The sequence below is a fragment of the Serratia sp. CY74737 genome, assembly GCF_052166775.1.
In the GTDB taxonomy this organism is placed as follows: Bacteria; Pseudomonadota; Gammaproteobacteria; order Enterobacterales; family Enterobacteriaceae; genus Serratia; species Serratia ureilytica.
Genome location: NZ_JBJNOF010000002.1, coordinates 285,640 through 308,970 on the forward strand (window position 1 = coordinate 285,640; position 23,331 = coordinate 308,970).

Annotated in this window: 19 protein-coding genes; 14 read left to right on the top strand and 5 right to left on the bottom strand. The window is 59.5% G+C overall.

Going from position 1 to position 23,331, the window contains the following annotated elements:
• Nucleotides 1-130: 130 nt before the first annotated feature.
• Entirely contained in the window at nucleotides 131-4,102 is a 3,972-nt protein-coding gene (gene putA / locus ACJ8PE_RS03350; RefSeq protein WP_046896608.1) for a trifunctional transcriptional regulator/proline dehydrogenase/L-glutamate gamma-semialdehyde dehydrogenase, read from the bottom strand.
• Nucleotides 4,103-4,673: 571 nt separating this feature from the next.
• On the opposite strand from putA, the gene putP reads away from it, so the two are divergent.
• The 6 genes from putP to lpxO all read left to right on the top strand — a co-directional run bounded on the left by putP (nucleotide 4,674) and on the right by lpxO (nucleotide 12,359).
• The gene (putP, locus tag ACJ8PE_RS03355) at nucleotides 4,674-6,158 is read left to right on the top strand and encodes a sodium/proline symporter PutP (protein ID WP_033643494.1); all 1,485 of its coding nucleotides are present in this window, start codon (nucleotides 4,674-4,676) and stop codon (nucleotides 6,156-6,158) included.
• Between the two features lie 245 nt (nucleotides 6,159-6,403).
• Nucleotides 6,404-7,249, top strand: coding sequence for an iron uptake transporter permease EfeU (gene efeU, locus ACJ8PE_RS03360; protein WP_033643493.1), 846 nt, complete (start codon nucleotides 6,404-6,406; stop codon nucleotides 7,247-7,249).
• Between the two features lie 20 nt (nucleotides 7,250-7,269).
• Complete coding sequence (gene efeO / locus ACJ8PE_RS03365; protein WP_197793493.1) at nucleotides 7,270-8,406, top strand: iron uptake system protein EfeO; 1,137 nt, start codon at nucleotides 7,270-7,272, stop codon at nucleotides 8,404-8,406.
• Nucleotides 8,407-8,417: 11 nt separating this feature from the next.
• Nucleotides 8,418-9,716, top strand: a complete 1,299-nt coding sequence (efeB, locus tag ACJ8PE_RS03370; protein WP_197793494.1) for an iron uptake transporter deferrochelatase/peroxidase subunit — start codon at nucleotides 8,418-8,420, stop codon at nucleotides 9,714-9,716.
• 717 nt (nucleotides 9,717-10,433) lie between these two features.
• Nucleotides 10,434-11,222 carry a phosphate starvation-inducible protein PhoH gene (gene phoH / locus ACJ8PE_RS03375; RefSeq protein WP_015378226.1) on the top strand — a complete coding sequence of 263 codons (789 nt, stop codon included), beginning with the start codon at nucleotides 10,434-10,436 and terminating at the stop codon, nucleotides 11,220-11,222.
• 234 nt (nucleotides 11,223-11,456) lie between these two features.
• Nucleotides 11,457-12,359: a lipid A hydroxylase LpxO gene (lpxO, locus tag ACJ8PE_RS03380; RefSeq protein WP_015378219.1), complete on the top strand. Its 903-nt coding sequence runs from the start codon at nucleotides 11,457-11,459 to the stop codon at nucleotides 12,357-12,359.
• 36 nt (nucleotides 12,360-12,395) lie between these two features.
• Here lpxO and chaA read toward each other — a convergent pair whose 3' ends face one another.
• The gene (gene chaA / locus ACJ8PE_RS03385; protein WP_025303229.1) at nucleotides 12,396-13,499 is read right to left on the bottom strand and encodes a sodium-potassium/proton antiporter ChaA; all 1,104 of its coding nucleotides are present in this window, start codon (nucleotides 13,497-13,499) and stop codon (nucleotides 12,396-12,398) included.
• A 292-nt stretch (nucleotides 13,500-13,791) separates the two neighbouring features.
• Nucleotides 13,792-14,610 (bottom strand): siderophore-interacting protein, encoded by an 819-nt coding sequence (locus tag ACJ8PE_RS03390; RefSeq protein ID WP_033650884.1) that lies wholly within the window; start codon nucleotides 14,608-14,610, stop codon nucleotides 13,792-13,794.
• Between the two features lie 130 nt (nucleotides 14,611-14,740).
• Between ACJ8PE_RS03390 and chaB the strand changes: the two genes are divergently transcribed.
• The 3 genes from chaB (at nucleotide 14,741) to cbl (ending at nucleotide 17,168) form a co-directional block, all read left to right on the top strand.
• Nucleotides 14,741-14,968 (top strand): putative cation transport regulator ChaB, encoded by a 228-nt coding sequence (gene chaB, locus ACJ8PE_RS03395; protein WP_197759714.1) that lies wholly within the window; start codon nucleotides 14,741-14,743, stop codon nucleotides 14,966-14,968.
• Between the two features lie 250 nt (nucleotides 14,969-15,218).
• A complete protein-coding gene (locus ACJ8PE_RS03400) occupies nucleotides 15,219-15,914 on the top strand; it encodes a gamma-glutamylcyclotransferase (protein ID WP_033643457.1) in 696 nt (231 codons plus the stop codon).
• Nucleotides 15,915-16,214: 300 nt separating this feature from the next.
• Nucleotides 16,215-17,168, top strand: coding sequence for an HTH-type transcriptional regulator Cbl (cbl, locus tag ACJ8PE_RS03405; RefSeq protein WP_033634950.1), 954 nt, complete (start codon nucleotides 16,215-16,217; stop codon nucleotides 17,166-17,168).
• 50 nt (nucleotides 17,169-17,218) lie between these two features.
• Here the strand turns inward: cbl and ACJ8PE_RS03410 are convergent, their stop codons facing one another.
• Together ACJ8PE_RS03410 and ACJ8PE_RS03415 are read right to left on the bottom strand one after the other, a co-directional pair.
• Nucleotides 17,219-17,410, bottom strand: coding sequence for a hypothetical protein (locus ACJ8PE_RS03410; RefSeq protein WP_033643456.1), 192 nt, complete (start codon nucleotides 17,408-17,410; stop codon nucleotides 17,219-17,221).
• Nucleotides 17,400-18,047, bottom strand: coding sequence for a hypothetical protein (locus tag ACJ8PE_RS03415; RefSeq protein WP_060660592.1), 648 nt, complete (start codon nucleotides 18,045-18,047; stop codon nucleotides 17,400-17,402). Before ACJ8PE_RS03415 ends, ACJ8PE_RS03410 begins: the two co-directional genes overlap by 11 nt.
• Before the next feature lie 279 nt (nucleotides 18,048-18,326).
• On the opposite strand from ACJ8PE_RS03415, the gene ACJ8PE_RS03420 reads away from it, so the two are divergent.
• The 5 genes from ACJ8PE_RS03420 to ACJ8PE_RS03440 are packed head-to-tail and all read left to right on the top strand — an operon-like array spanning nucleotide 18,327 to nucleotide 23,316.
• Nucleotides 18,327-19,895 (top strand): ABC transporter substrate-binding protein, encoded by a 1,569-nt coding sequence (locus ACJ8PE_RS03420; RefSeq protein ID WP_197759715.1) that lies wholly within the window; start codon nucleotides 18,327-18,329, stop codon nucleotides 19,893-19,895.
• Nucleotides 19,895-20,950 carry an ABC transporter permease gene (locus ACJ8PE_RS03425; RefSeq protein ID WP_147838058.1) on the top strand — a complete coding sequence of 352 codons (1,056 nt, stop codon included), beginning with the start codon at nucleotides 19,895-19,897 and terminating at the stop codon, nucleotides 20,948-20,950. The genes ACJ8PE_RS03420 and ACJ8PE_RS03425 overlap by 1 nt, the downstream gene beginning before the upstream one ends.
• Complete coding sequence (locus tag ACJ8PE_RS03430; protein WP_046687287.1) at nucleotides 20,947-21,816, top strand: ABC transporter permease; 870 nt, start codon at nucleotides 20,947-20,949, stop codon at nucleotides 21,814-21,816. The genes ACJ8PE_RS03425 and ACJ8PE_RS03430 overlap by 4 nt, the downstream gene beginning before the upstream one ends.
• Nucleotides 21,806-22,648 carry an ABC transporter ATP-binding protein gene (locus ACJ8PE_RS03435; RefSeq protein ID WP_042784795.1) on the top strand — a complete coding sequence of 281 codons (843 nt, stop codon included), beginning with the start codon at nucleotides 21,806-21,808 and terminating at the stop codon, nucleotides 22,646-22,648. The genes ACJ8PE_RS03430 and ACJ8PE_RS03435 overlap by 11 nt, the downstream gene beginning before the upstream one ends.
• The gene (locus ACJ8PE_RS03440) at nucleotides 22,645-23,316 is read left to right on the top strand and encodes an ABC transporter ATP-binding protein (RefSeq protein ID WP_033643450.1); all 672 of its coding nucleotides are present in this window, start codon (nucleotides 22,645-22,647) and stop codon (nucleotides 23,314-23,316) included. The genes ACJ8PE_RS03435 and ACJ8PE_RS03440 overlap by 4 nt, the downstream gene beginning before the upstream one ends.
• The last annotated feature ends 15 nt before the right edge of the window (nucleotides 23,317-23,331 follow it).

The window sequence follows — 23,331 nt, forward strand, 5'->3', positions numbered from 1 at the left end:
CCACCCTGTAAGGATAACAAGGCGCTAACGGCCGATCGGCCTGCGGACAATAAAAAAAACCCTGCACGAGTGCAGGGTTTGCGTAGCGGTAAGCCCATCAGGCTGCAACGCGTGCAGCCTTGAGGATGCATTAACCGATGGTCATCAGGCTGGCGTTACCGCCGGCGGCGGCGGTGTTGACGCTCAGGGAACGTTCGATCAGCAGGCGTTCCAACAGGATGTTGGTTTCACCGTGGGCGAAGCCCTGCACCGAGACGATGGCGCCGCCGCGCTGGGCGATCTGCTCGCACAGGGTGCGCAGCTGGTCGGCATCGCCGTGGTAGATGGCGGCGTCGAACTCGACCTTGTCCTGCTGCCAGTCTTTGCTGAAGGCGATGCGCGCCTGCACATCGTTCGGCAAGCGGCGGAACAGATTGCGTTGCAGTTCCGCTTCCGGCCACAGCGCGCAGCTGCCAACCGCCAGCACGGCGGCCAGCTGGATCAGCGCGTCGGTTTCGTTATCCGCCAGGCACAGCACGCGTTCACGCGGCAGCAGGGCATAGGTGTTGCGCTCGCCGGTCGGGCCCGGCAGCGGACGTACGGTGCCGCCCTGGCCCAGTTCCGCATAACGTTGCGCCAGTGCTGCCAGTTCGCCTTGTTGGCTGGTGACCGCCCACTTCTCCAGCGATTGCAGCGCGCCCAGCAGCTGCGGCCGCGCGGTGGCTTCCATCGGGCGCTCTTCGTCCTGGCGGTGCAGCGTACGTTGCAGCGCGTCGTCCGGACGGTTGGCCAGCAGACGGTACAGGTACAGCGGGCCGCCGGCTTTCGGGCCGGTACCCGACAGGCCTTCACCGCCGAACGGCTGTACGCCGACCACTGCGCCGACCATGTTGCGGTTGACGTACAGGTTGCCGACCTTGGCGCGTTCGGTCACCCGGGCGATGGTTTCATCGATACGGGTGTGAATGCCCAGCGTCAGGCCATAACCGGCGGCGTTGATCTGATCGACCAGCGCGTCCAGATTGTTGCGCTGGAAGCGCACCACGTGCAGCACCGGGCCGAAGATCTCTTTCTGCAGCTCGTCGAAGCTGTCGAGCTCGATCAGCGTCGGCTTGATGAAGGTGCCGCGCGCCCACTCTTTCTCATCCTGCGCGCTGCCTTTGGCGGCCTGGTATACCTTGCGGCCTTTGGCGCGCATCGCCTGGATGTGGCGTTCGATGCCGGTTTTGGCTTCGGCGTCGATCACCGGGCCCACGTCGGTGGACAGGCGTTCCGGGTTGCCCATGCGGCATTCGGCCATCGCGCCGCGCAGCATTTGCAGCGTGTGCTCGGCCACGTCTTCCTGAATGCACAGGATACGCAGCGCGGAGCAACGCTGCCCGGCGCTGTCGAAGGCGGAAGCCACCACGTCGGTCACCACCTGTTCGGTCAGGGCGGAGGAGTCGACGATCATGGCGTTCAGGCCGCCGGTTTCGGCGATCAGCGGCGTCGGACGGCCTTGCGGATCCAGACGGCCGGCGATGCTGCGCTGCAGAATGCCGGCGACGTCGGTGGAGCCGGTAAACATCACGCCGCGGACGCGGGCGTCGTTAACCAGCGTTGAGCCGACGGTTTCACCCTGGCCCGGCAGCAGCTGCAGCACGCCTTGCGGAATGCCGGCTTCCAGCAGGATACGCACCGCCTGCGCGGCCACCAGCGGCGTTTGCTCAGCCGGTTTGGCCAGCACGCTGTTGCCCGCCGCCAGCGCGGCGGCGATTTGGCCGGTGAAGATCGCCAGCGGGAAGTTCCACGGGCTGATGCATACCACCGGGCCCAGTGGGCGGTGGCTGTCGTTGGCGAAATCGTCGCGCACCTGGCCGGCGTAGTAGTGCAGGAAATCGACCGCTTCACGCACTTCGGCGATGGCGTTGTTGAAGGTTTTACCCGCTTCGCGCACCAGAATGCCCAGCAGGCTTTGTAGCTGGCTTTCCATCAGCTCGGCGGCGCGTTCGAGGATCGCGGCGCGCTCCGTCGGCGGTGTCGCGAACCAGATTGGGCCGGCGGCCGCGGCGGCGTCGAGCGCGCGGCTGACTTCGCCTTCGGTGGCTTCACGCACGTAGCCGACCACATCGCCCGGCTCGGCCGGGTTAATCACCGGCTGTTCGACGCCCTGATCCAACTCGGCGTCGATGATCGGTTCCGCGCGCCATGGATGGCTGGCGCTGGTGAGCAGGGCGCTGGACAGCGAAGCCAGACGCTGTTCGTTGGACAGATCCAGACCGCTGGAGTTGGTGCGCTTCTCGCCGTACAGCTCGCGCGGCAGCGGGATGCGCGGATGCGGCAGGCCAATTTGACCTTCGCTGGCCGCCAGCGCTTCCACGGCGCTGACCGGATCGGCCACCAGCTCGTCGAGTGGCAGGGTGGCGTCGGCGATGCGGTTGACGAACGAGGTATTGGCGCCGTTTTCCAACAGGCGGCGCACCAGGTAAGCCAGCAGCGTTTCATGGGTGCCGACCGGCGCGTAGATGCGGCAAGGGCGGTTCAGTTTGCCGTCGGCCACTTTGCCCACCACCTGTTCGTACAGCGGTTCACCCATGCCGTGCAGGCACTGGAACTCATACTGACCAGGGTAGTAGTTGTTGCCGGCCAGGTGATAAATGGCGCTCAGCGTATGGGCGTTGTGGGTCGCGAACTGCGGATAGATAAGGTTCGGCACCGACAGCAGCTTGCGGGCGCAGGCCAGATAGGAAACGTCGGTGTACACCTTGCGGGTGTATACCGGGTAGCCTTCCAGGCCGTCCATCTGGGCGCGTTTGATTTCGCTGTCCCAGTAGGCGCCTTTCACCAGACGGATCATCAGGCGACGGCGGCTGCGTTGCGCCATGTCGATCACAGCGTCGATGGCGAACGGACAGCGTTTCTGGTAGGCCTGAATCACGAAGCCGATGCCGTTCCAGCCGGCCAACTGCGGTTCGAAGCACAGCTTCTCGAGCAGATCGAGCGAGATCTCCAGACGGTCGGCCTCTTCGGCGTCGATATTGATGCCGATATCGTACTGGCGTGCCTGCAGGGTCAGCGACAGCAGGCGCGGGTAAAGCTCTTCCATCACGCGTTCGTACTGCGCGCGGCTGTAGCGCGGGTGCAGGGCGGACAGCTTGATGGAGATGCCGGGGCCTTCATAGATGCCGCGGCCGTTGGAGGCTTTGCCGATGGCGTGGATAGCCTGCTGATAGGAAACCAGGTAGGCCTGGGCGTCGGCTTCGGTCAGGGCGGCTTCCCCCAGCATGTCGTAGGAGTAGCGGAAGCCTTTTTCTTCCAGCTTGCGCGCGTTGGCCAGCGCCTCGGCGATGGTTTCGCCGGTCACGAACTGTTCGCCCATCAGGCGCATCGCCATGTCCACGCCTTTGCGGATCAGCGGCTCGCCGCTCTTGCTGATAATGCGGTTCAGCGAGCGGGACAGATTGGCTTCGTTATGGGTCGACACCAGCTTGCCGGTGAACAGCAGGCCCCAGGTGGCGGCGTTGACGAACAGCGACGGGCTGCGCCCCAGGTGCGAGTGCCAGTTGCCGTTGCTGATCTTGTCGCGGATCAGGGCATCGCGGGTCGGTTTGTCCGGAATGCGCAGCAGCGCTTCCGCCAGGCACATCAGCGCTACGCCTTCCTGCGAGGAGAGGGAGAACTCTTGCAGCAGGCCTTGCACCATGCCGGCGCGGCCGTTTGCACTTTTTTGGTTACGCAACTTCTCGGCGATGCCGTAGGCCATTTTGTGAGTAGCCTGTGCAAGATCGGCGGGTAATCGCGCCTGTTCGAGCAACATCGGCACCGCTTCGGTCTCCGGGCGGCGATACGCGGCGGTGATGGCGGCGCGGGTCACCGACTGCGGCAGAATTTGTTCGGCGAAATCGAGGAATGGCTGGTGTGACTCTTCCTGCGCTTGCGGCATAATGTCGTCCGCTTCAGGCTGGCCCGCTGCGGCCAGCGCTGGAATTTCAGGAATATCGGTACCGCTCTCGAGACGCTCGAGGTAATTAAAGATGGCCTGCTTGATGAGCCAGTGCGGCGTGCGATCGATGCGCTGCGCGGCGCTCTTGATCCGGTCGCGTGTTGCCTCGTCGAGTTTCACGCCCATTGTGGTAGTGCCCATGCCTGTCCAACTCCTGTGTTTAGAACCTATCCCATCAGGCTAGACAAACAGCAGGCCGGAAAGCCTGTTGGGATAGGTTCGTGAGATGTGTGGTGTCAAGAATGCAGACAATATCCTGCATGTTGCAACTTTGTGCAACCTTGTTAAATCAGGCGGATGAGCGAAGTGTGAGTTTCATCGATTTTTTAACACGGGCAGTTGGCACGAATGTTGCGTTATTGAGCGAACGCGGCGGGGTTAATGATGCCGCAGACGCTTTACCTTGCGGTATATAAGGGTAATAGCAAGGTGCAACTCATTTTGCTTGTCGTGAGTGCAACCTTTGGGCCCGGTAAATGTGACGCAGGGTAAACTTTGTGTAACTTTGTTGTTAAATATCTTGTTGGTTGATGAAAGGCTCATCTAGGATAACCGACGGTCAACAATTACGGGCAGAAACTATTTTACCTGCACTTGCTCGCAGGCTGCGCCACGTTCCGGCGCGGCGGCCAGTGAAATGCATTGCGCGTGGGTTTACCGGCGCCGGCTTGGCCGGAGCGAAACGCGAATAATAATGAAAGTGGAGAATTAAATGACAATGAGCACACCTATGCTGGTGACCTTCCTGGTATACATTTTCGGGATGGTGCTGATCGGCCTACTTGCCTACCGGGCAACCAATAACTTTGATGACTATATTCTCGGCGGCCGCAGTCTGGGCAGCGTGGTGACCGCGCTGTCCGCCGGCGCTTCCGACATGAGCGGCTGGCTGCTGATGGGCCTGCCGGGCGCCATCTTCCTCTCCGGCATCTCCGAAAGCTGGATCGCCATCGGCCTGACCATCGGCGCTTACCTGAACTGGAAGCTGGTGGCAGGAAGGCTGCGCGTGCATACCGAAGCCAACAACAATGCCCTGACGCTGCCGGATTATTTCACCAGCCGTTTTGAAGACAACAGTAAGCTGCTGCGGGTGATCTCGGCCATCGTCATCCTGGTGTTCTTCACCATTTACTGCGCCTCCGGCATCGTGGCCGGCGCGCGTCTGTTCGAAAGCACCTTCGGCATGAGCTACGAAACCGCCCTGTGGGCCGGCGCCGCGGCGACCATCCTGTATACCTTCATCGGCGGTTTCCTGGCGGTGAGCTGGACCGACACCGTGCAGGCCAGCCTGATGATTTTCGCGCTGATCCTGACCCCGGTGATCGTGATCTTCGCCGTCGGCGGCATCGATACCTCGATGCTGGTGATCCAGGCGCAGAACCCGGCCAACCTCGACATGCTGAAGGGGCTGAACTTCGTCGCCATCCTGTCGCTGCTGGGTTGGGGCCTGGGCTACTTCGGCCAGCCGCACATCCTGGCGCGTTTCATGGCGGCGGATTCTCACCGCACCATCCGCAGCGCGCGCCGCATCAGCATGACCTGGATGATCCTGTGCCTGGCCGGCACCATCGCCGTCGGTTTCTTCGGTATCGCTTACTTTGCCAATAACCCGGATCAGGCCGGCAACGTGTCGCAAAACGGCGAGCGTGTGTTCATCGAACTGGCGATGCTGCTGTTCAACCCATGGGTGGCGGGCGTGCTGCTGTCGGCGATTTTGGCGGCGGTTATGAGTACCCTGAGCTGCCAGCTGCTGGTCTGTTCCAGCGCAATCACCGAAGACCTGTACAAAGCGTTCCTGCGCAAAGGCGCCAGCCAGCGTGAACTGGTGTGGGTCGGCCGCGTCATGGTGCTGGTGGTGGCGTTGGTCGCCATCGCGCTGGCGGCCAATCCGGAGAACCGCGTGCTGGGCCTGGTGAGCTACGCCTGGGCCGGTTTCGGCGCCGCCTTCGGCCCGGTTGTGCTGATCTCGGTGATGTGGTCGCGCATGACCCGCAACGGCGCACTGGCCGGCATGTTGGTCGGCGCGGTGACGGTGATCGTCTGGAAACAGTACGAATGGCTGGGCCTGTACGAAATCATCCCGGGCTTCATCCTGGGCTGTCTGGCCATTGTGGTGGTGAGCCTGATGGGCCGCCAGCCGTCTTCCACCATGACCGAACGTTTCGATCAGGCGGAAGCCGAGTACAAAACGGTATAACGCCGTTCACTGTCAGTCAGCAAGGGGCGCTCAGAGCGCCCCTTCTTTTTGCCTGTTCGCCACTGTCATTCAGCTGTAACACCTGGCGACATTTGATTAGAAAAAATCACGCTTGCGCCTCTTGTATTTCTTTTTGGCAGAATGATAATCACTCTCGTTGTATTTTACGTTTCTTTACATACTCGCCGCGGCTCATTGCGAGCCGGTTTTCTCTGCCGCCGCGGTCTTTTCAGGGGTGATTAGTTATGTTCGTTCCCTTTCTTATCATGTTCCGTGAGGGGCTGGAGGCCGCGCTGATCGTCAGCCTGATCGCCAGCTACCTGAAGCGCACGCAGCGCAGCCAGTGGCTGGGCGCGGTGTGGATCGGCGTGATTGTCGCGGCGGCGCTGTGTCTGGCGCTTGGCATCTTCATCAATGAGACCACCGGCGAGTTCCCGCAGAAACAGCAGGAGCTGTTCGAAGGCATCGTGGCGGTGGTGGCGGTGCTGATCCTCACCTATATGGTGTTCTGGATGCGCAAAGTCTCCAGGTCGGTCAAGGTACATCTGGAAGGGGCGATCGATCAGGCGCTCAGCGCCGGTAAAGGGCAGGGGTGGGCGCTGGTGGCGATGGTGTTCTTCGCCGTGGCGCGCGAAGGGTTGGAGTCGGTGTTCTTCCTGCTGGCGGCGTTTCAGCAAGACGTGGGCGCCGCCGCGCCGATCGGTGCGGTGCTCGGCCTGGTCGCCGCCATTGTGCTGGGCATGATGATTTACTGGGGCGGGGTGAAGCTGCATCTGGCCAAATTCTTCAAATGGACCAGCCTGTTCATTCTGTTCGTCGCCGCCGGGCTGGCCGCCGGGGCGATCCGCGCCTTCCACGAAGCCGGTCTGTGGAACCACTTTCAGGACATCGCCTTCGATTTCAGCAGCACCCTGTCGACCCATTCGCTGTTCGGCACCCTGCTGGAAGGCATCCTAGGTTATCAGGAAGCGCCGACGGTCAGCGAAGTGGCGGTCTACTTCCTGTATTTGATCCCGGCGCTGATTTTCTTCTTTCTGCCGCAACGCGCGGAGCCGGCAGCGGCCCCGGCGCAACGTAAAATCAATCATTAATGTTTAATAGGGAATCTCGTATGTCTACTCCGTTATTTCGCCGCAAGGCGTTGCACGCAGCATTACTGGCTATCCCGGCGTTTGCGCTGAGCATCGACGCCTTGGCGGCGGACGTGCCGCAGGTCAAGGTCACGGTCAACGACAAGCAGTGCGAACCGATGCAGCTGACGGTGCCGGCCGGCAAGACGCAGTTTGTGGTGCACAACACCAGCCAGAAAAACGTCGAATGGGAAATCCTGAAAGGGGTGATGGTGGTGGAAGAACGTGAGAACATCGCGCCGGGCTTTACCCAGAAAATGACCGCCACGCTGGAAGCGGGCGAATATGACATGACCTGCGGGCTGCTCAGCAACCCGAAAGGCAAACTGACTGTCACCGCAGCGGCCAACGGCGCCACCGACGGCAAGCCGAACGCGCTGGACCTGGTCGGCCCGATTGCCGAATACAAGGTTTACGTCACCAAAGAAGTCGATGGGTTGGTGAAACAGACCAAGCTGTTCACCGACGCGGTGAAGGCCGGCAACGTGGAGCAGGCGCGCAAGCTGTATGCGCCGACCCGCCAGCACTATGAGCGCATCGAGCCGATCGCCGAGCTGTTCTCCGATCTGGACGGCAGCATCGACGCCCGCGAAGACGACTACGAGAAGAAATCGGCGGATCCGAACTTCACCGGTTTCCACCGTCTGGAGAAGGCGCTGTTTGCCGACAACTCCACCAAAGACATGGGCGCCTACGCCGATCGCCTGTACCACGATACCGTAGAGCTGCAAAAGCGCGTGAGTGAACTGACCTTCCCGCCGAGCAAAGTGGTGGGTGGCGCAGCCGGGCTGATCGAAGAGGTGGCGGCCAGCAAGATCAGCGGTGAAGAAGACCGCTACAGCCGCACCGATTTGTGGGATTTCCAGGCCAACGTCGACGGTGCGCAGAAGATAGTCAACCTGCTGCGTCCTTTGCTGGTCAAGGCCAATAAGCCGCTGCTGGACAAGATCGACGCCAACTTCAAAACCGTGGACACCATCTTGGCGAAGTACCAAACCAAAGACGGCTATGAGTCCTATGAGAAGCTGAGCGATGCCGATCGCAATGCGTTGAAAGGGCCGATCACCACGTTGGCGGAAGATCTTTCCCAACTGCGCGGCGTATTGGGTCTGGACTGAGGCATACGGTTATGAGCAACAAGGCAGGCCCGAATAACGGGCCTCATCCGCACTCTCAGGGGGCGGCATCCCCTTCACGCCGCCGTTTGCTGCAGGGGCTGGGGCTGAGCGCGCTGGCGCTGGGCGGCAACCGCCTGGCGCAGGCGGCGGGTAACGCGGCGGAGCCGTTGGCGACGCCGCAGGATGAGCGCTGGCAGAAACAGCCGTTTTATGGCCGCCATCAGGCCGGCGTGCTGACGCCGCAACAGGCGGCGATGATGCTGGTGGCGTTCGATGTGCTGGCGACCAGCAAAGCGGATCTGGAGCGCCTGTTCCGGCTGCTGACCGATCGCATCGCGTTCCTGACCCACGGCGGCAAGGCGCCGGAGGTGGACGCCAAGCTGCCTCCGCTCGATTCCGGCATCATGGGGCCGGAGATTTACCCGGACAACCTGACCATCACCGTCTCGGTCGGCGCATCGCTGTTCGACGAACGTTTTGGTCTGCAGGCGCACAAACCGCTGCGGTTGCAGAAGATGACGCGCTTCCCCAACGATGCACTGGACGCCGCGCTTTGCCACGGCGACCTGCTGCTGCAGATCTGCGCCAACACCAACGAAACCGCTCTCCACGCGCTGCGCGACATCATTAAGCATTCGCCGGATCTGCTCAGCGTGCGCTGGAAGCGGGAAGGGTTCATCTCCGCGCACGCGGCGCGCAGCAAAGGCAAAGAGACGCCGATCAACCTGTTGGGGTTCAAAGACGGCACCGCCAACCCGAAAACCGACGACAAACCGCTGATGGATAAAGTGGTGTGGGTCGGCGACAACGTCGGTGAACCGGCGTGGACGGCGGGCGGCAGCTATCAGGCGGCGCGTATTATTCGTTTCCGCGTCGAGTTTTGGGATCGCACGCCGCTGCAGGAGCAGGAAACCATTTTCGGCCGCGAGAAGCACAGCGGCGCGCCGCTGGGCATGAAGCATGAACATGACGAGCCGAACTACGCGAACGATCCCGACGGCAAGGTGATCCCGATGGACGCGCACATTCGCTTGGCTAACCCACGCACGCCGGAAAGCCAAAGCAATCTGATGCTGCGACGCGGCTACAGCTATTCGCTGGGGGTATCCAATGCCGGCCAGCTGGAAATGGGGCTGCTGTTCGTCTGCTATCAGGCCGATCTGGAGAAAGGTTTCCTGACGGTGCAAAAAAGGCTGAACGGCGAAGCGCTGGAGGAATACATCAAGCCGATTGGCGGCGGGTATTTCTTCGTGCTGCCGGGCGTGAAAGAACGCGGCGATTATTTTGCCAGCGGCTTGCTCAAGGCCTGAGCGCGCAATGACGAGGCGGGCTCGCCTGCCTCGTTTTACGTGACTTGCCTATTGTGCGGGACATTAAGCGACGGAGTTCAATTCAATCCGTCGTCTGCGGATTAAAAAATCTGAAGGGCACGTCGGCTTTTGGTTGTGCAAAATTTAATCAAGAAACCAAAGTGTCATTCGCGGTTTTTAATTGTAATTCGTTGAAATTTATATGTTAAAAATTTTTATGGAATGACGTGTCGCGCGTGATATAGTGTTTTAGCGATAACTAAAAACCAAACATATAAAATTTTTTTACATTTTAGTAACGCGACAGGATTGAATGTCATTATACTGTAATCATCTGGCGGTAGTTTTCACACGGTGCACAGCTTGAAGCTGTAAATATCACTGCGGGGATCGCTAATGGTAAAGTCCTTGGTTGGGCTGGAAAGAAAAAATAACACATCTCCCCTGATTTCTCGTTGTAACGAGGGTTCTCTCTCCGACTCTCTTTTACCGGCAACTCCGCACTCTTATCGCTACCGAATCTCACCACTTTTTACTCCACGTTTATTGATGCAGTCCGCGTTGTCCCGTGAAGCAACGGCGCTTAAACGTTGTCGTCAATTCACATTGTCCCTTGGCTCTTATTGGCTCGGAGGAGGCCAAAACCTAATACGTGTGTGAAACATAATCGCGCGGCCTGGCCGTTGCGGTAGGTGAAACAAACTGTAAGGTGCCACTATGGGTAGACAGAAAGCAGTGATCAAAGCACGTCGTGAAGCGAAACGCGTTATTCGTCGTGACGCTCGTAGTCATCGCCAGCTGGAAGAAGAGTCTGTGACCTCGCTGGTGCAAATGGGGGGAGTCGAGTCTATCGGCATGGCGCGAGACAAGCGCGATAGCTCACCCATCGAGGCTAGAACCGAAGCTCAGGGTCATTACTTATCAGCCATAGAGAATAAGCAGCTGATCTTCGCCACCGGCGAAGCCGGCTGTGGCAAAACATTCATCAGCGCCGCCAAGGCGGCGGAGGCGCTGATCCATAAAGAGGTGGATCGGATTATCGTTACCCGTCCTGTTTTGCAGGCGGATGAAGACCTCGGTTTCTTGCCGGGGGATATCTCCGAGAAGTTCGCCCCTTATTTCCGCCCGGTGTATGACATTCTGGTACGTCGTTTAGGATCTTCCTTTATGCAGTACTGCCTGCGCCCGGAAATCGGCAAGGTAGAGATTGCGCCGTTCGCTTATATGCGCGGACGCACCTTCGAAAATGCGGTCGTTATCCTGGATGAAGCCCAGAACGTGACCGCCAGCCAGATGAAAATGTTCCTGACCCGCCTGGGGGAAAACGTGACGGTTATCGTCAACGGCGACGTGACCCAGTGCGACCTGCCGCGCGGTGTGAAATCCGGTCTCAGCGATGCCCTGGAGCGCTTCGAAGAGGACGAGATGATCGGCGTTATCCGCTTTGAAAAACAGGACTGCGTGCGCTCCGCTTTGTGTCAGCGCACGCTCAACGCTTACAGTTAACCTATCCGCTAATGGAAAGGCCGCTTCGGCGGCCTTTTTTATCTCCGCAATTTCCCCTCTCGTTTAACCTTTGTGTAAATTATTGTGGTTTTCTGTATAGATTTTCGTTGAGTTAGCGTTAATGATTAATGGGTTCCAGATTGGCGCGCAGTTTGCCTGCGCCGCCAAAAGGACATTTTCTGGGGTGTGCGCCGCGCGGCGCATTGAGTGTGGGTTCCTTGCTGCGATTCAAACATGAAATACATCATTCTGCTTTTGCTTATTTTATGCGTCGTCTACGTGCATTACCGCGGACGGGTGCGCTACAACGTGTGGCGGCAGCTGTCTGACCATTCCACCTTTACCGCACCGCTGAACGTCTTCATGTATCTGTTTTCTCGTGTGCCGACTACGCCGTACCTGAAGCCGGAGCAGTTCCCTGAGCTGGCGGTACTGCGGGAGAACTGGGAAACCATCCGCGACGAAGGACAGAAGCTGATGGAGATCCAGCAGATCAAAGCGTCCGATCAATTCAACGATGCCGGTTTCAACTCGTTCTTCAAGACCGGTTGGAAGCGCTTTTATCTGAAATGGTATGAAGACAGCCATCCTTCCGCCATGACCCTGTGTCCGCAGACCACGGAACTGCTGCGCAGCCTACCTTCGGTCAAGGCGGCGATGTTCGCCGAACTGCCGGACGGCAGCCGTTTGCCGCGCCACCGCGATCCTTACGCCGGTTCGCTGCGTTATCACCTGGGGTTGATTACCCCCAACGATGACCGCTGCTTCATTGAGGTGGACGGTGAGCGCTACAGCTGGCGAGACGGTGAAGGGGTGATGTTCGATGAAACCTATCTGCACTACGCGGAAAACCAGAGCGGGCAGAATCGTCTGATCCTGTTCTGCGACATCGAACGGCCGATGCGCTACCGCTGGGCGCAGGCGGTGAATCACTGGCTGGGGCGCAACCTGATGAGCGCCGCCACGGCGCCGAATGAAGAGGGCGATCGCACCGGCGGCGTCAACAAGATGTTCAAATATATCTATGCGATACGCCGGGTGGGGAAACGCCTGAAGGCCTGGAACCGCACCGGTTATTACATCATCAAGTGGATTTTGTTCGGGGGGATCGCCGCGGCGATATTCTTCTCGGTATAACGAAGGCAGGGGCGCACAGAGTGCGCCCCTTTTTGATCAGGCGAAGATAGTCATCATGTAGGCGGCGAACAGCGCCAGGTGGGCGGTGCCGTTCAGCACGTTGGTGCGGCCGGTCGAGAACGACAGCTGGCACAGCAGCAACACCGTCAACATCACCACGATATGCGGCGTTTGCAGGCCGAAGATCAGCGTCTGCCCGGTCAGAGTAGCGATGATGGTCACCGCCGGCACCGTCAGGGAGATGGTCGCCAGCACCGAACCGAAGAACAGGTTCATGGCGCGTTGCACCTGATTGTTCAACACGGCGCGCAGCGCGCCCAGGCCTTCCGGCGACAGGATCAGCAGCGCCACCAGGAAACCGGTGAACTGCGCCGGTGCATTCATCTTGGTCAGCAGGCCTTCCAGCGGGTTGGCGTTGAACTTGGTGACGGCGATAACCGCGATCAGGTGCACGATGAGCCAGGCGGCGTGCCAGGCGCTGCTGTGGGAAGAGGGCTTGCCGTGGTGCGGGTCGCCATCGTCGTCTTCATGCTCGTACACGAACAGGCTCTGGTGGGTTTTGGTCTGGATCACCAGGAACACGCCATACATGGCGGCGGAGATCAACGCCACCAGCAGCGCTTGCCCGGTGCTGAAGTTGCCGCCTGGCAGCGCGCTCGGGAACACCAGCACGATCACCGCCAGCGGGAAAATCGCCATCAGATACTGTTTGATGCCGCCCAGATTGACGTACTGGGTGGCGAACTTGCGCCCGCCGAGCAGCAGCGCAAAGCCGACCAGGCCGGCGGAAACGATCATGATGATGGAGTACAGCGTGTCGCGCATCAGCGCCGGCGCGGCGTCGCCGGTGGCCATCAGCGCGGAAATCAGGCTGACTTCGAGGATCACGACGGACAAACTGAGGATCAGCGAGCCGTAGGGTTCGCCCAATCGGTGAGCCAGCACGTCGGCGTGGCGCACCACGCTGAAGGCGCTGCTGAGGATCCCCACCAGCGCGAGAATATTGATGCCGACGATCAGCGGAAAGTTATCGGTGCTGCCCCATAGATTTAACACCACCAGCGCGGCGATAGGGAAGATCAGCGAGTATTCGGTGTGGCGAGATTTGGTGGATCGGCCAGGATCGTGTTGCGACTTCATGAGGGTGGCACTCCTTCTCAAACAGCGTAGCCCGTCAGCGCCGGTCGCCGTGATACGGCAACGTTGCGTTTCCAGTAGGTATTTTATATTAGGATACACCCGCGGCGCCGGTGTGATGTTGTTTTATCTGAGAAAGCAATTGCTTGCTTATGTGATCAGGGTAACAAAAAAACCGCACGGGGTGCGGTTTTATTTACTTACTTTTACGCAATAACGCCAATTTTTAGCGTTAGATTTGAGAAAAGTCGTGTTTACTTGTTTAGCTCGTGGTTAATCAAGGAAAATGAGACCGTCAGTCGTCAATGTTGTCCATGATTTCATGCCGTTTATTGTGGTAACCCTCTTCATTTAGCCCCTCACGCCAGTAAGGCACGGCATAAAGACGATTACGATCGCATTGACGTTCGCGACGCAGGTAGCGGCGCAGCTCTACCACCAGGCGATCTTCACCGGCGAGCCAGAAGTGGCTTTCGCCCTGCGGCAGGGACTGCGCGCGGAACCGAGCGACCAACTCGTCGGTCTTCTCCGTGCCGCCGACGACCCAATTGACCTCAACGTCGGCGGGTTTCTTCAGGTCAATGACGTCAGCGTTGCTGTCGACGCGGACGAAAGCGCGTCCGGCACTGTGTGGCGGCAGGTTTTCCAGCAGTGCGGCCAGCGCAGGCAGTGAGGAAGGATCGCCCGCCAGGCAGTAGAAGTCGGCGGCCGGCAGCATCGGCTTGGGGCCGCCCGGGTTGCTGATGCCGATTTTATCACCGGCTTTCGCCTGGCGTGCAAAGTCCACCGCCGGGCCCTGATGGTCATGAATGGCGAACTCGATGTCCACTTCCGCCAGTTCCGGGCGCACGGCGCGGATGGAATAGGTGCGCACAATCGGGCGCACGGCGTCCGCAGCCCAACGCGGGCCGTTTTCGGTCAGCGTCGGCAGGTCCGGCTGCGTCTGGCCGGCGAGCGGCAAAAAGACTTTGATGTGTGCAGCGGCGGCATTGGCCGGGTAGTAACGCAGATCGGGAGCGGTAAAGGTAATGCGGCGCAGGTGCGGCGTAATGTCCTGTACGCGGCTGACGGCGATCAGGTAGGGGGCGCGTGAGCGAGGGGCTTCGGTAGTCACGGGATTCTCCTTATAGTTCGTTTGGCGGTGAGTATAACATGTCGTTTGATAATGAGAATTGTTTGCTAATTGAGACGAAACCGCATGTGGGCTAGGCTTAAGGTTCACTCATCCTGAAAGGGGAGGCCATATGCCCTACCACAGCACGAACGACTTGCCGGACAACGTTAAGCATGTGCTGCCGGAACATGCGCAGGCGATCTATAAAGAAGCGTTCAACAGCGCCTGGCAACAATACCGGGAACCCGATGAGCGGCGCGGTGACGACAGCCGGGAAGAGACGGCGCATAAGGTGGCCTGGGCGGCGGTCAAGCAAAGCTATCGCAAGGGCGACGACGAACGCTGGCATAAAAAGTAACGAATTATCACGCAGTAAAATCGCGCAGACATTATGTGGAGCCCGGCAATTAATATTATTGCTGCTCAGTACAAATACTTTTTCACTTTAACGCCGCTTTGTAACTTGATTGCACGTCAGGAAAAGAATAAGGTCATTCTTATAAGGCGCGGTGATTGAATTAATAAAAATCCGCAGCCGAAAATAAAACATCAAAGGTTCAGCAGTGGCGAGGGAAGGCGAGAAATCGTATTCCCGGGAGGTAATATCAGTGTTAACGCGAGATTTTCTGCAAAAAGCGGATTGCAAAACTGCATTCGGCGCTATTGAGGAGTCGTTGTTGCTGACGCCTGAACAGCGTGCAGCCTCGTTGGATTGCACCTTATCGCGCCGGCCGGATCACAGCCCCGTATGGATATTCGGTTACGGTTCGCTGATGTGGAATCCAGTTTTCGAATCGGAAGAAGTGCGGCCGGCCACGCTACAGGGCTGGCACCGGGCGTTCTGCATGCGCTTGACCGCCGGGCGCGGCACGCTGCATCAGCCGGGGCGCATGCTGGCGTTAAAAGCCGGCGGCCACACCACGGGGCTGGCGTTTCGTTTGCCGGAAAGCAAGCTGCGTGAAGAGTTGGAGCTGCTTTGGAAACGCGAAATGGTGACCGATTGTTACGTGCCCACCTGGTGCGAGCTGCAGTTGGATGGCGGCGAGAAGGTTACTGCGTTGGTGTTCGTGATGAACCCGCAGCATCCCCTGTTTGAAGAAGACACCAGCTACCAGGTGATCGCGCCATTGATCGCCAGCGCCAGCGGCCCGCTGGGCACCAACGCGCAATATCTGTTTGCGCTGGATAACGAGTTAAAGCACCACGGCATGCAGGATGATTGCATCGGCGATCTGGTGCGCTGTGTACAGCAGTGGCTGCAGCAGAACCGCACCGGCGGCATCGGCAGCGAGGCCACCGCCTGAGGCTGCTGCGGGAATACGAACGGTGAGGGGCTCAGCATGCTGAGCCCTTTTTTATATCTAATGCCTATATTTAATAACTTTAATTTGCACAGCGATTGAAGGCATGTTTTTATTGTGGTTATCTATCCCGTTATTTTTAAAGTCATTAGCTGTTTTTTGTCAGTTTCCCACCCCACCTGCGAAGCAGAATGACCGACTTAGTATTAAATTGCATAAGTAAAGGTTATTTCTTATTTGTTCAGACTCGTCGGACTCCGTATCAATATGGCTAACGCTACTGGAAGAAACAGGGAGACGGGGATGAACTTTCAACAATTAAAAATTATTCGTGAATCGGCGCGCTGCAACTACAACCTGACTGAGGTCGCCAATACGTTATTTACCTCGCAGTCCGGCGTCAGTCGGCATATTCGCGAGCTGGAAGAAGAGCTGGGCATTGAAATATTCATTCGCCGCGGCAAACGGCTGCTGGGCATGACCGAACCCGGCAAAGAGCTGCTGGTGGTGGCGGAGCGCATTCTCAACGACGCCAACAACATCCGTCGCCTGGCGGACGTTTTCAGCAGCAACGACTCGGGGCAGCTGCATATCGCAACGACGCACACTCAGGCGCGTTATAGTCTGCCGGGGGTAATCAAAGAGTTTCGCGCGCTTTATCCGCGGGTGCGGGTGGTGCTCAATCAGGGCAGCCCTGAGGAGATCGTCTCGATGTTGGCCGCCGGAGAAGCCGATATCGGCATCGCCAGCGAACGGCTGATGAGTGACGAATCGCTGGCGGCGTTCCCTTACTACCGCTGGCATCACACTATCCTGGTGCCGGAAGGGCACGAGTTGACGCGTCAGCCGCAGGTGACGCTGGAGATGCTCAGCACCTTGCCGCTGATCACTTACCGCCAGGGCATTACCGGGCGCGCGAAGCTGGATGCGGCGTTCAAAGCGGCGGGCCTGACTCCGGACATCGCGCTCAGCGCGCAGGACTCCGACGTGATTAAAACCTACGTCGAGCTGGGGTTAGGCGTGGGCGTGCTGGCGGACATGTCGTATGAAAAAGAGCGCGATCGCGGGTTGGTCAGTCTCAACGCCGAGCATTTGTTTGAGCCTAATACGGTATGGCTGGGCCTGAAACGCAGCCAGCTGCAGCGCAACTATGCCTGGCGCTTTATCCAACTGTGCAACCCGACGCTGTCGCTGACCGAAATAAAAGACAAGGTCTTCTCGTCGCAGTTGGACGCGGTGATTGATTACCAGATTTAACAGCGCGTCATTGCCCTGCCGGACCGGATTGCTTGCGGGCTAATGCGGGATCAGTCGTCGGTACGTTCGATCAGATGACGTTTACTTTTTCTGAACGGGCCGATGGCTTCCCATTCAGGGAGTTCTTCGGGGGGGCGAGGGTTGGCCATCTCCCAGCGATGGTACTGACGTAGAATCTCTATGGCGATGCGTTTTTGCTCTTGAATGGAGAGCGTCGGGTCGGTCAGATCCTTATTTTTCATTTTTGCTTCCTTTTTGCGCGTTATTTGTACGCACCTTATCACATTTGGCACCGTATTTTTCCAGCGATTGTATGTACTTTTTCAGTGCGTTGAAGCTGGTTTTACATGTCATGGTACCGGGTATCACTTCAAAGGCGGCCTGACGGGTATACAGCGCCAACACGCGGTGATTAATGGCGTGGCTGATCAGCATGTCCGGCGGAGACGCCGGCGTCAGCCCCTGCTCTTGCAGGTTCAGGCCATACAGATACAGAGCCTGCAAGCAGTTGCGCAGCATATTGCCTTTCAGTGGATGTTGCGTTTCGCGCAAGGAGAAATTCTCCAGCGCGACAAGTTCAATAACGTTCTCGGCCTGGAGATAACGGCACAGACAAAAGCCTGCACGGCTCAGCGGGCTGGTTATTCGCCGGTAGACAAAAGCGAAAGTTATGGGCATTTGGGCATGATATTTAAAGAGAGAGCGCCAATTTAACGTATGGCCGTTTTTTCTGCCTTTTTGCCAGCGCCGGTCTTGTACCGTCAGACGAGTCATAAAGAGATCCGACTCAAGCAGCACGCTGTTCATATCTGCCAATGTTTGCTCTATCGCTCTCTCATGCCGGAGTGAGAAGCCATTTTCTGATGGATGGTTTTCCATTTGCCCGTCCTTTGGGTGACCGAGCTCACGTTAATCACCCGATGAAACAGACTCAAACCTCGACTTTCATCGCTGCGAATCGCGCCGCAAAGACAATGGGCAATTGCTGCGAGGTGCCGCGAGAGTGCGATCGGCCGCGCAATCCTCGCTCTAATAATCAAAACCCCATCTATATACATAAAAAGAATATCTATAGTGATTTAAGTACCTTCAGCTGCCGATCACGCTCGCATACACTCGCGAAATTATTATAAATTCCATCCGCTTGGAGAGTTTCAGATGAAAGCGCTCGTTCCTTCTTTGCTGTTTTTGGCCGTGGCGGCCAGCGTTGACGTACAGGCGGCGACGCCGGCCAACACGTTGGTGATCGCGCAGTCTATCGATGACGTGGTCAGCTTTGACCCGGCTCAGGGATTTGAGTTAACCACGGTGCAGTCGTTCAACAGCCTGTATCAACGTCTGATCCAGTCCGATCCGCACAATCCCGTCGATCTCAAACCGACCCTGGCCAGCCGTTGGCAGGCCGGCGCCGATAACCGCAGCCTGACCTTCAGCCTGCGCCCGGACGCCAAATTCGCCAGCGGCAACCCGCTGCGGCCGGAGGACGTGATCTTTTCGCTTTCACGGGTGGTGAAACTCAATCTCGAACCGTCGTTTATCCTGACGCAGCTGGGCTGGAACGGGAAGAACGTGGATCAACACCTGACCAAGGTGGATGACCATACGGTAAAAATCAGCTGGGATGAAAACGTCAGCCCGGCCTTCGTGCTAAGTCTGCTGTCGGCGCCGGTATCCTCGATCGTCGACGCCAAAGAGGCGCTGGCGCACCAGCAGGGCGACGATCTGGGGCACCAATGGTTGAACAGCCACTCCGCCGGCAGCGGCCCTTACAAAATCCGCACCTATGTGCCGCACGAAGTGGTGGTGTTGGACGCGAACCCCGGCTCGCCGGAAGGGGCGCCGACGTTGAAAACCATCCTGATCAAAAACGTGCCCGATCCGGCCGCGCGCCGTTTGCTGATCGAGCAGGGCGATGCCGATATCGCCCGCAACCTAGGGGCGGACCAGATGGCGGCCCTGAAGGGCAAGGCGGGTGTCAAACCGTTGGCCATTCCTTACGCCTCGCTTTATTTCCTGCAGTTCAACGCCAAGGCGTCGCCGGCGCTCGGCAACCCGGCGTTTTGGGAGGCGGCGCGCTGGCTGTTCGATTACCAAGGCATCGCCGACGATCTGCTGAAAGGGCAGTTCCAGAGCCATCAGGCATTCCTGCCGGACGGTTATCTGGGCGCGCTCAAGGATAGGCCGTACAGCTTCAATCCGCAGAAAGCCAAAGAAATACTGGCTAAAGCGGGGCTGAGCAACGTCAGTTTCCGTCTGGACGTCAACAACCAGCCGCCGTACCTGGATATCGCTCAGGCGCTGCAGGCCAGTTTTGCTCAGGGCGGCGTGAAGGTCGAACTGGTGCCGGGCATCAGCTCACAGGTCTCCACCAAGGTGAAAGCGCTTAACTACGATGCGACGCTGACCTCCTGGGGGCCGGATTACTTCGACCCCAACACCAACGCGGCCGCCTTTGCCTACAACCCGGAGGACGGCAGCAAGACGCTGGCCTGGCGAGCTAACTGGCAGATCCCGGCGCTGAGCAAGTTGACGCTGGCCGCCACCGCGGAAAACGACACCGCCAAACGGGTGGCCGACTACCAGCAACTGCAAAAACAGGTGCAGCAAAGCTCGCCGTTTGTCATCGGCCTGCAGGCGCGTAGCCTGATCGCGGTGCGTGACAACCTCAAGGGCTATGTGCAGGGCATCAACCCTGACATGGTGTTCTACAGCAAGGTCAGCAAGTAATGGCCGCTGAACTCTCCGCCTCCGCCGGGCTAGCCCGGCGGTATTGGCGCTGGGGCGGGCGGCTGTTCGGCGGCGTGTTGTCGCTGGCGTTAACGCTGCTCGGCCTGCTGCTGTTCACCTTTATGCTGTCGCACCTGGCGCCGATCGATCCGGCGCTGCAGGTGGCGGGCGATCACGCCAGCGAAGCCACCTATGCGCAGGTGCGTCATGACCTGGGGCTGGACCAGCCGCTGCCGGTGCAATTTTGGCGCTATCTGGTGCACCTGGCGCACGGCGATCTGGGCATTTCGCGCATTACCGCCCAGCCGGTGCTGAGCGATCTGTTGCGTACCTTCCCGGCAACGGTGGAGCTGGCCACCTGCGCCATTATTCTCGGCGCGTTAGGCGGTATTACGCTGGCGTTTCTGGCGGTGCTCAAACCGGGGAGCTGGTTGGATAATGCGGCGCGGTTGCTGTCGCTGGTGGGTTATTCGGTGCCGATTTTCTGGTTGAGCCTGCTGGGGCTGCTGCTGTTCTACGCCACGCTGCACTGGTCGGCGGGGCCGGGGCGCCTGGATGACATTTACTTGTACAGCATGGAGCCGCGTACGGGTTTCGTGTTGATTGACAGCTGGCTGTCCGGCGATCGCGAGATGTTCTACAACGCCATCAGCCACCTGTGGCTGCCGGTCGTGGCGCTGGCGCTGCTGTCGATGGCGGGCATCACCCGGCTGCTGCGCGCGGCGATGCTGGAAGAGTGCAACAAGGAATACGTGACGCTGGCGCGTTCCAAAGGCGCCGGCCGCCTGCGCATTCTGCTGCGCCACGTGTTTCCCAACGTGCTGGGGACGTTGATCACCGTACTGTCACTCTCCTATGCCAGCCTGCTGGAGGGCGCGGTATTGACCGAAACGGTGTTCGCCTGGCCCGGCGTCGGGCGCTATCTGACCTCGGCGCTGTTTGCCGCCGACACCCCGGCGATCCTCGGCGCCACGCTGCTGATCGGCACCTGTTTCGTGCTGTTGAATACCCTGGCCGATGCCTTGACCTATCTAGTGGATCCGCGAACCCGATGAGCCAATATCTCTCTGAACACGAACCGCAAAGCGAGCCGGCCGTCGGCTATCGCACCGGTCAGCGGCTGACCACGCTGACGCTCGGCGCAGCGCTGGTGGCGATCCTGATCGTCACCGCACTGCTGGCTCCGTGGTTGGCGCCTTTCGATCCCAATTTGCAGCATATCGAGCTGCGGCTGCTGCCGCCTTCCGCCACGCATTGGTTGGGCACCGACGGTTTCGGCCGCGACTTGCTCTCCCGCGTGATTTACGGCGCGCGGCCGACGCTGATTCTGGTGTCGCTGATTCTGGTGCTGACCATTCCTATCGGTCTGCTGGTGGGCATCTGCGCCGGTTATCTCGGCGGCTGGGCAGAACGCATCTTGATGCGTCTGACCGATATTTTCCTGTCGTTGCCGAGCCTGGTGATCGCGCTGGCGTTCGTGGCGGTGATGGGGCCGGGGCTGATGAACGGCGCGCTGGCGCTGGCACTGACCAGCTGGCCGGCCTTTGCCCGCCAGGCGCGGGCCGAAACGCTGGCGCTGCGCCGCAGCGATTATCTGGCGGCGGCGCGCATGCAGGGCATCAACGGTCTGCGGCTGATGGTCGGCCACATTTTACCTTTATGCCTGCCCAGCGCGGTGGTGCGCGCGGCGCTGAGCCTGGGCGGCATCATCCTGTCCGCCGCCGGTCTGGGGTTCCTCGGCATGGGCGTCGCGCCGCCGACCGCCGAATGGGGCTCGATGGTGGCCGAAGGCAGTAAAGTGATTTTCGATCAATGGTGGGTCGCCGCCGCACCGGGCGGGGCGATCCTGTTCGCCAGCCTGGCCTTTAACCTGCTGGGCGATGGCCTGCGCGATAAAATGGATCCTCGTCATGGGCACTGATAACACCTTATTGACCGTTGAACGTTTGGCGATCGGCGTGCCGGGGCCGCAGCCGGCGGCGCTGGTGAAGAATATTTCGTTCAGCATGGGGCGGGAGCGGCTGGCGCTGGTCGGTGAGTCCGGCTCCGGCAAATCGTTGACCGCGCGTGCGCTGATGGGGCTATTGCCGCCGCCGTTGCAGCTGCGGGCGCAGCGCCTGACGCTGGGCGACGAAGACTTGACGCGCCTTAGCGAGCGCCAGTGGAGCCGCCTGCGCGGCGACCGGGTGGCGATGGTGATGCAAGATCCCAAGCATGCGTTGAATCCCAATCAGCCGATCGGCCGTCAAGTGGAGGAGCCGCTGGTGTTGCATGCCAAGCTGAGCCGCGCCGAGCGGCGTGAAAAAGTGCTGGAGATGCTGGCGGCGGTGGGCTTGCCCGATCCGGCGGCGCTGTGTCGCCGCTATCCGCATCAGCTCTCCGGCGGGATGGGGCAGCGGGTGATGCTGGCCATCGCCCTGATCAACGATCCACAGCTGCTGATTGCCGACGAACCCACCTCGGCGTTGGATCACCAGATGCGCGATCAGGTGCTGCAGCTGATAGAAAATCTGGTGGCGCAACGCAATATGGGGCTGATCCTGATCAGCCACGATCTGCAGCAGGTGGCGCACCACTGCGAGCGGGTACTGGTGATGTACAAAGGCGAGCTGTTGGATCAGCTGCCGGCAGCAGAGCTGGCGCAGGCCACGCACCCTTATACTCGCACGCTGTGGGCGTGTCGGCCGAGCCGCGAGACGCGCGGCAAGCCGCTGCCGGTGCTGGATCGCGCGCTGCTGGAGGCATTGAAATGAGCGTGATTGCACTGGAGAACCTCAGCGTCAGCCATCGTCAGGGCTATGAACAGCGCACCGTGGTGCACGACGTTAACCTGCGTATCGAACCGGGCGAGTGCTTCGGCCTGGTGGGGCCTTCCGGCTGTGGCAAGTCCTCGCTGCTATGGGTATTGGCCGGGCTGAACGACAGCTGGCGCGGCGGTTTTGAACTGCTCGGGCGGCGGCTGCAGCCGGGGCAGGCGTTTACCGGCGAACTGCGGCGTGAAGTGCAGATGGTGTTTCAGGATCCTTATGCTTCGCTACACCCCAAGCACCGGCTGTTGCGCACGTTGTCGGAACCGCTCAACCTGCTGCAGGAAAGCGACATCGAACGCAAAATCAGCGCGGGCTTTCGCCAGGTAGGATTGGATCCGCGCCTGCTGGATCGCTATCCGCATCAGCTGTCGGGCGGCCAACGGCAGCGCGTGGCGATCGTGCGCGCCTTGCTGTTGCGGCCGAAGCTGCTGCTGCTGGATGAGCCGACCTCGGCATTGGACATGTCGGTGCAGGCGGAGATCCTCAACTTGCTCAACGAGCTGAAACAGGCGGGCGATCTGACTCTGGTGCTGGTCAGTCACGATGCGGATGTGATCGACCATATGTGCGATCGCGCAGTGGCGATGGCGCACGGCCGTCTCCTTGCCTGAGCCAATGCCCGTCAA

Excerpts from the sequence above, each read along its gene's own strand:
- ACJ8PE_RS03420 (WP_197759715.1), top strand. The coding sequence starts at position 18,327 with ATGAAAGCGCTCGTTCCTTCTTTGCTGTTTTTGGCCGTGGCGGCCAGC.
- ACJ8PE_RS03415 (WP_060660592.1), bottom strand. The coding sequence starts at position 18,047 with ATGGAAAACCATCCATCAGAAAATGGCTTCTCACTCCGGCATGAGAGA.
- ACJ8PE_RS03410 (WP_033643456.1), bottom strand. The coding sequence starts at position 17,410 with ATGAAAAATAAGGATCTGACCGACCCGACGCTCTCCATTCAAGAGCAA.
- efeU (WP_033643493.1), top strand. The coding sequence starts at position 6,404 with ATGTTCGTTCCCTTTCTTATCATGTTCCGTGAGGGGCTGGAGGCCGCG.
- ACJ8PE_RS03425 (WP_147838058.1), top strand. The coding sequence starts at position 19,895 with ATGGCCGCTGAACTCTCCGCCTCCGCCGGGCTAGCCCGGCGGTATTGG.
- ACJ8PE_RS03430 (WP_046687287.1), top strand. The coding sequence starts at position 20,947 with ATGAGCCAATATCTCTCTGAACACGAACCGCAAAGCGAGCCGGCCGTC.
- chaA (WP_025303229.1), bottom strand. The coding sequence starts at position 13,499 with ATGAAGTCGCAACACGATCCTGGCCGATCCACCAAATCTCGCCACACC.
- putA (WP_046896608.1), bottom strand. The coding sequence starts at position 4,102 with ATGGGCACTACCACAATGGGCGTGAAACTCGACGAGGCAACACGCGAC.
- phoH (WP_015378226.1), top strand. The coding sequence starts at position 10,434 with ATGGGTAGACAGAAAGCAGTGATCAAAGCACGTCGTGAAGCGAAACGC.
- efeB (WP_197793494.1), top strand. The coding sequence starts at position 8,418 with ATGAGCAACAAGGCAGGCCCGAATAACGGGCCTCATCCGCACTCTCAG.
- chaB (WP_197759714.1), top strand. The coding sequence starts at position 14,741 with ATGCCCTACCACAGCACGAACGACTTGCCGGACAACGTTAAGCATGTG.
- putP (WP_033643494.1), top strand. The coding sequence starts at position 4,674 with ATGACAATGAGCACACCTATGCTGGTGACCTTCCTGGTATACATTTTC.
- ACJ8PE_RS03440 (WP_033643450.1), top strand. The coding sequence starts at position 22,645 with ATGAGCGTGATTGCACTGGAGAACCTCAGCGTCAGCCATCGTCAGGGC.
- lpxO (WP_015378219.1), top strand. The coding sequence starts at position 11,457 with ATGAAATACATCATTCTGCTTTTGCTTATTTTATGCGTCGTCTACGTG.
- ACJ8PE_RS03435 (WP_042784795.1), top strand. The coding sequence starts at position 21,806 with ATGGGCACTGATAACACCTTATTGACCGTTGAACGTTTGGCGATCGGC.
- cbl (WP_033634950.1), top strand. The coding sequence starts at position 16,215 with ATGAACTTTCAACAATTAAAAATTATTCGTGAATCGGCGCGCTGCAAC.
- efeO (WP_197793493.1), top strand. The coding sequence starts at position 7,270 with ATGTCTACTCCGTTATTTCGCCGCAAGGCGTTGCACGCAGCATTACTG.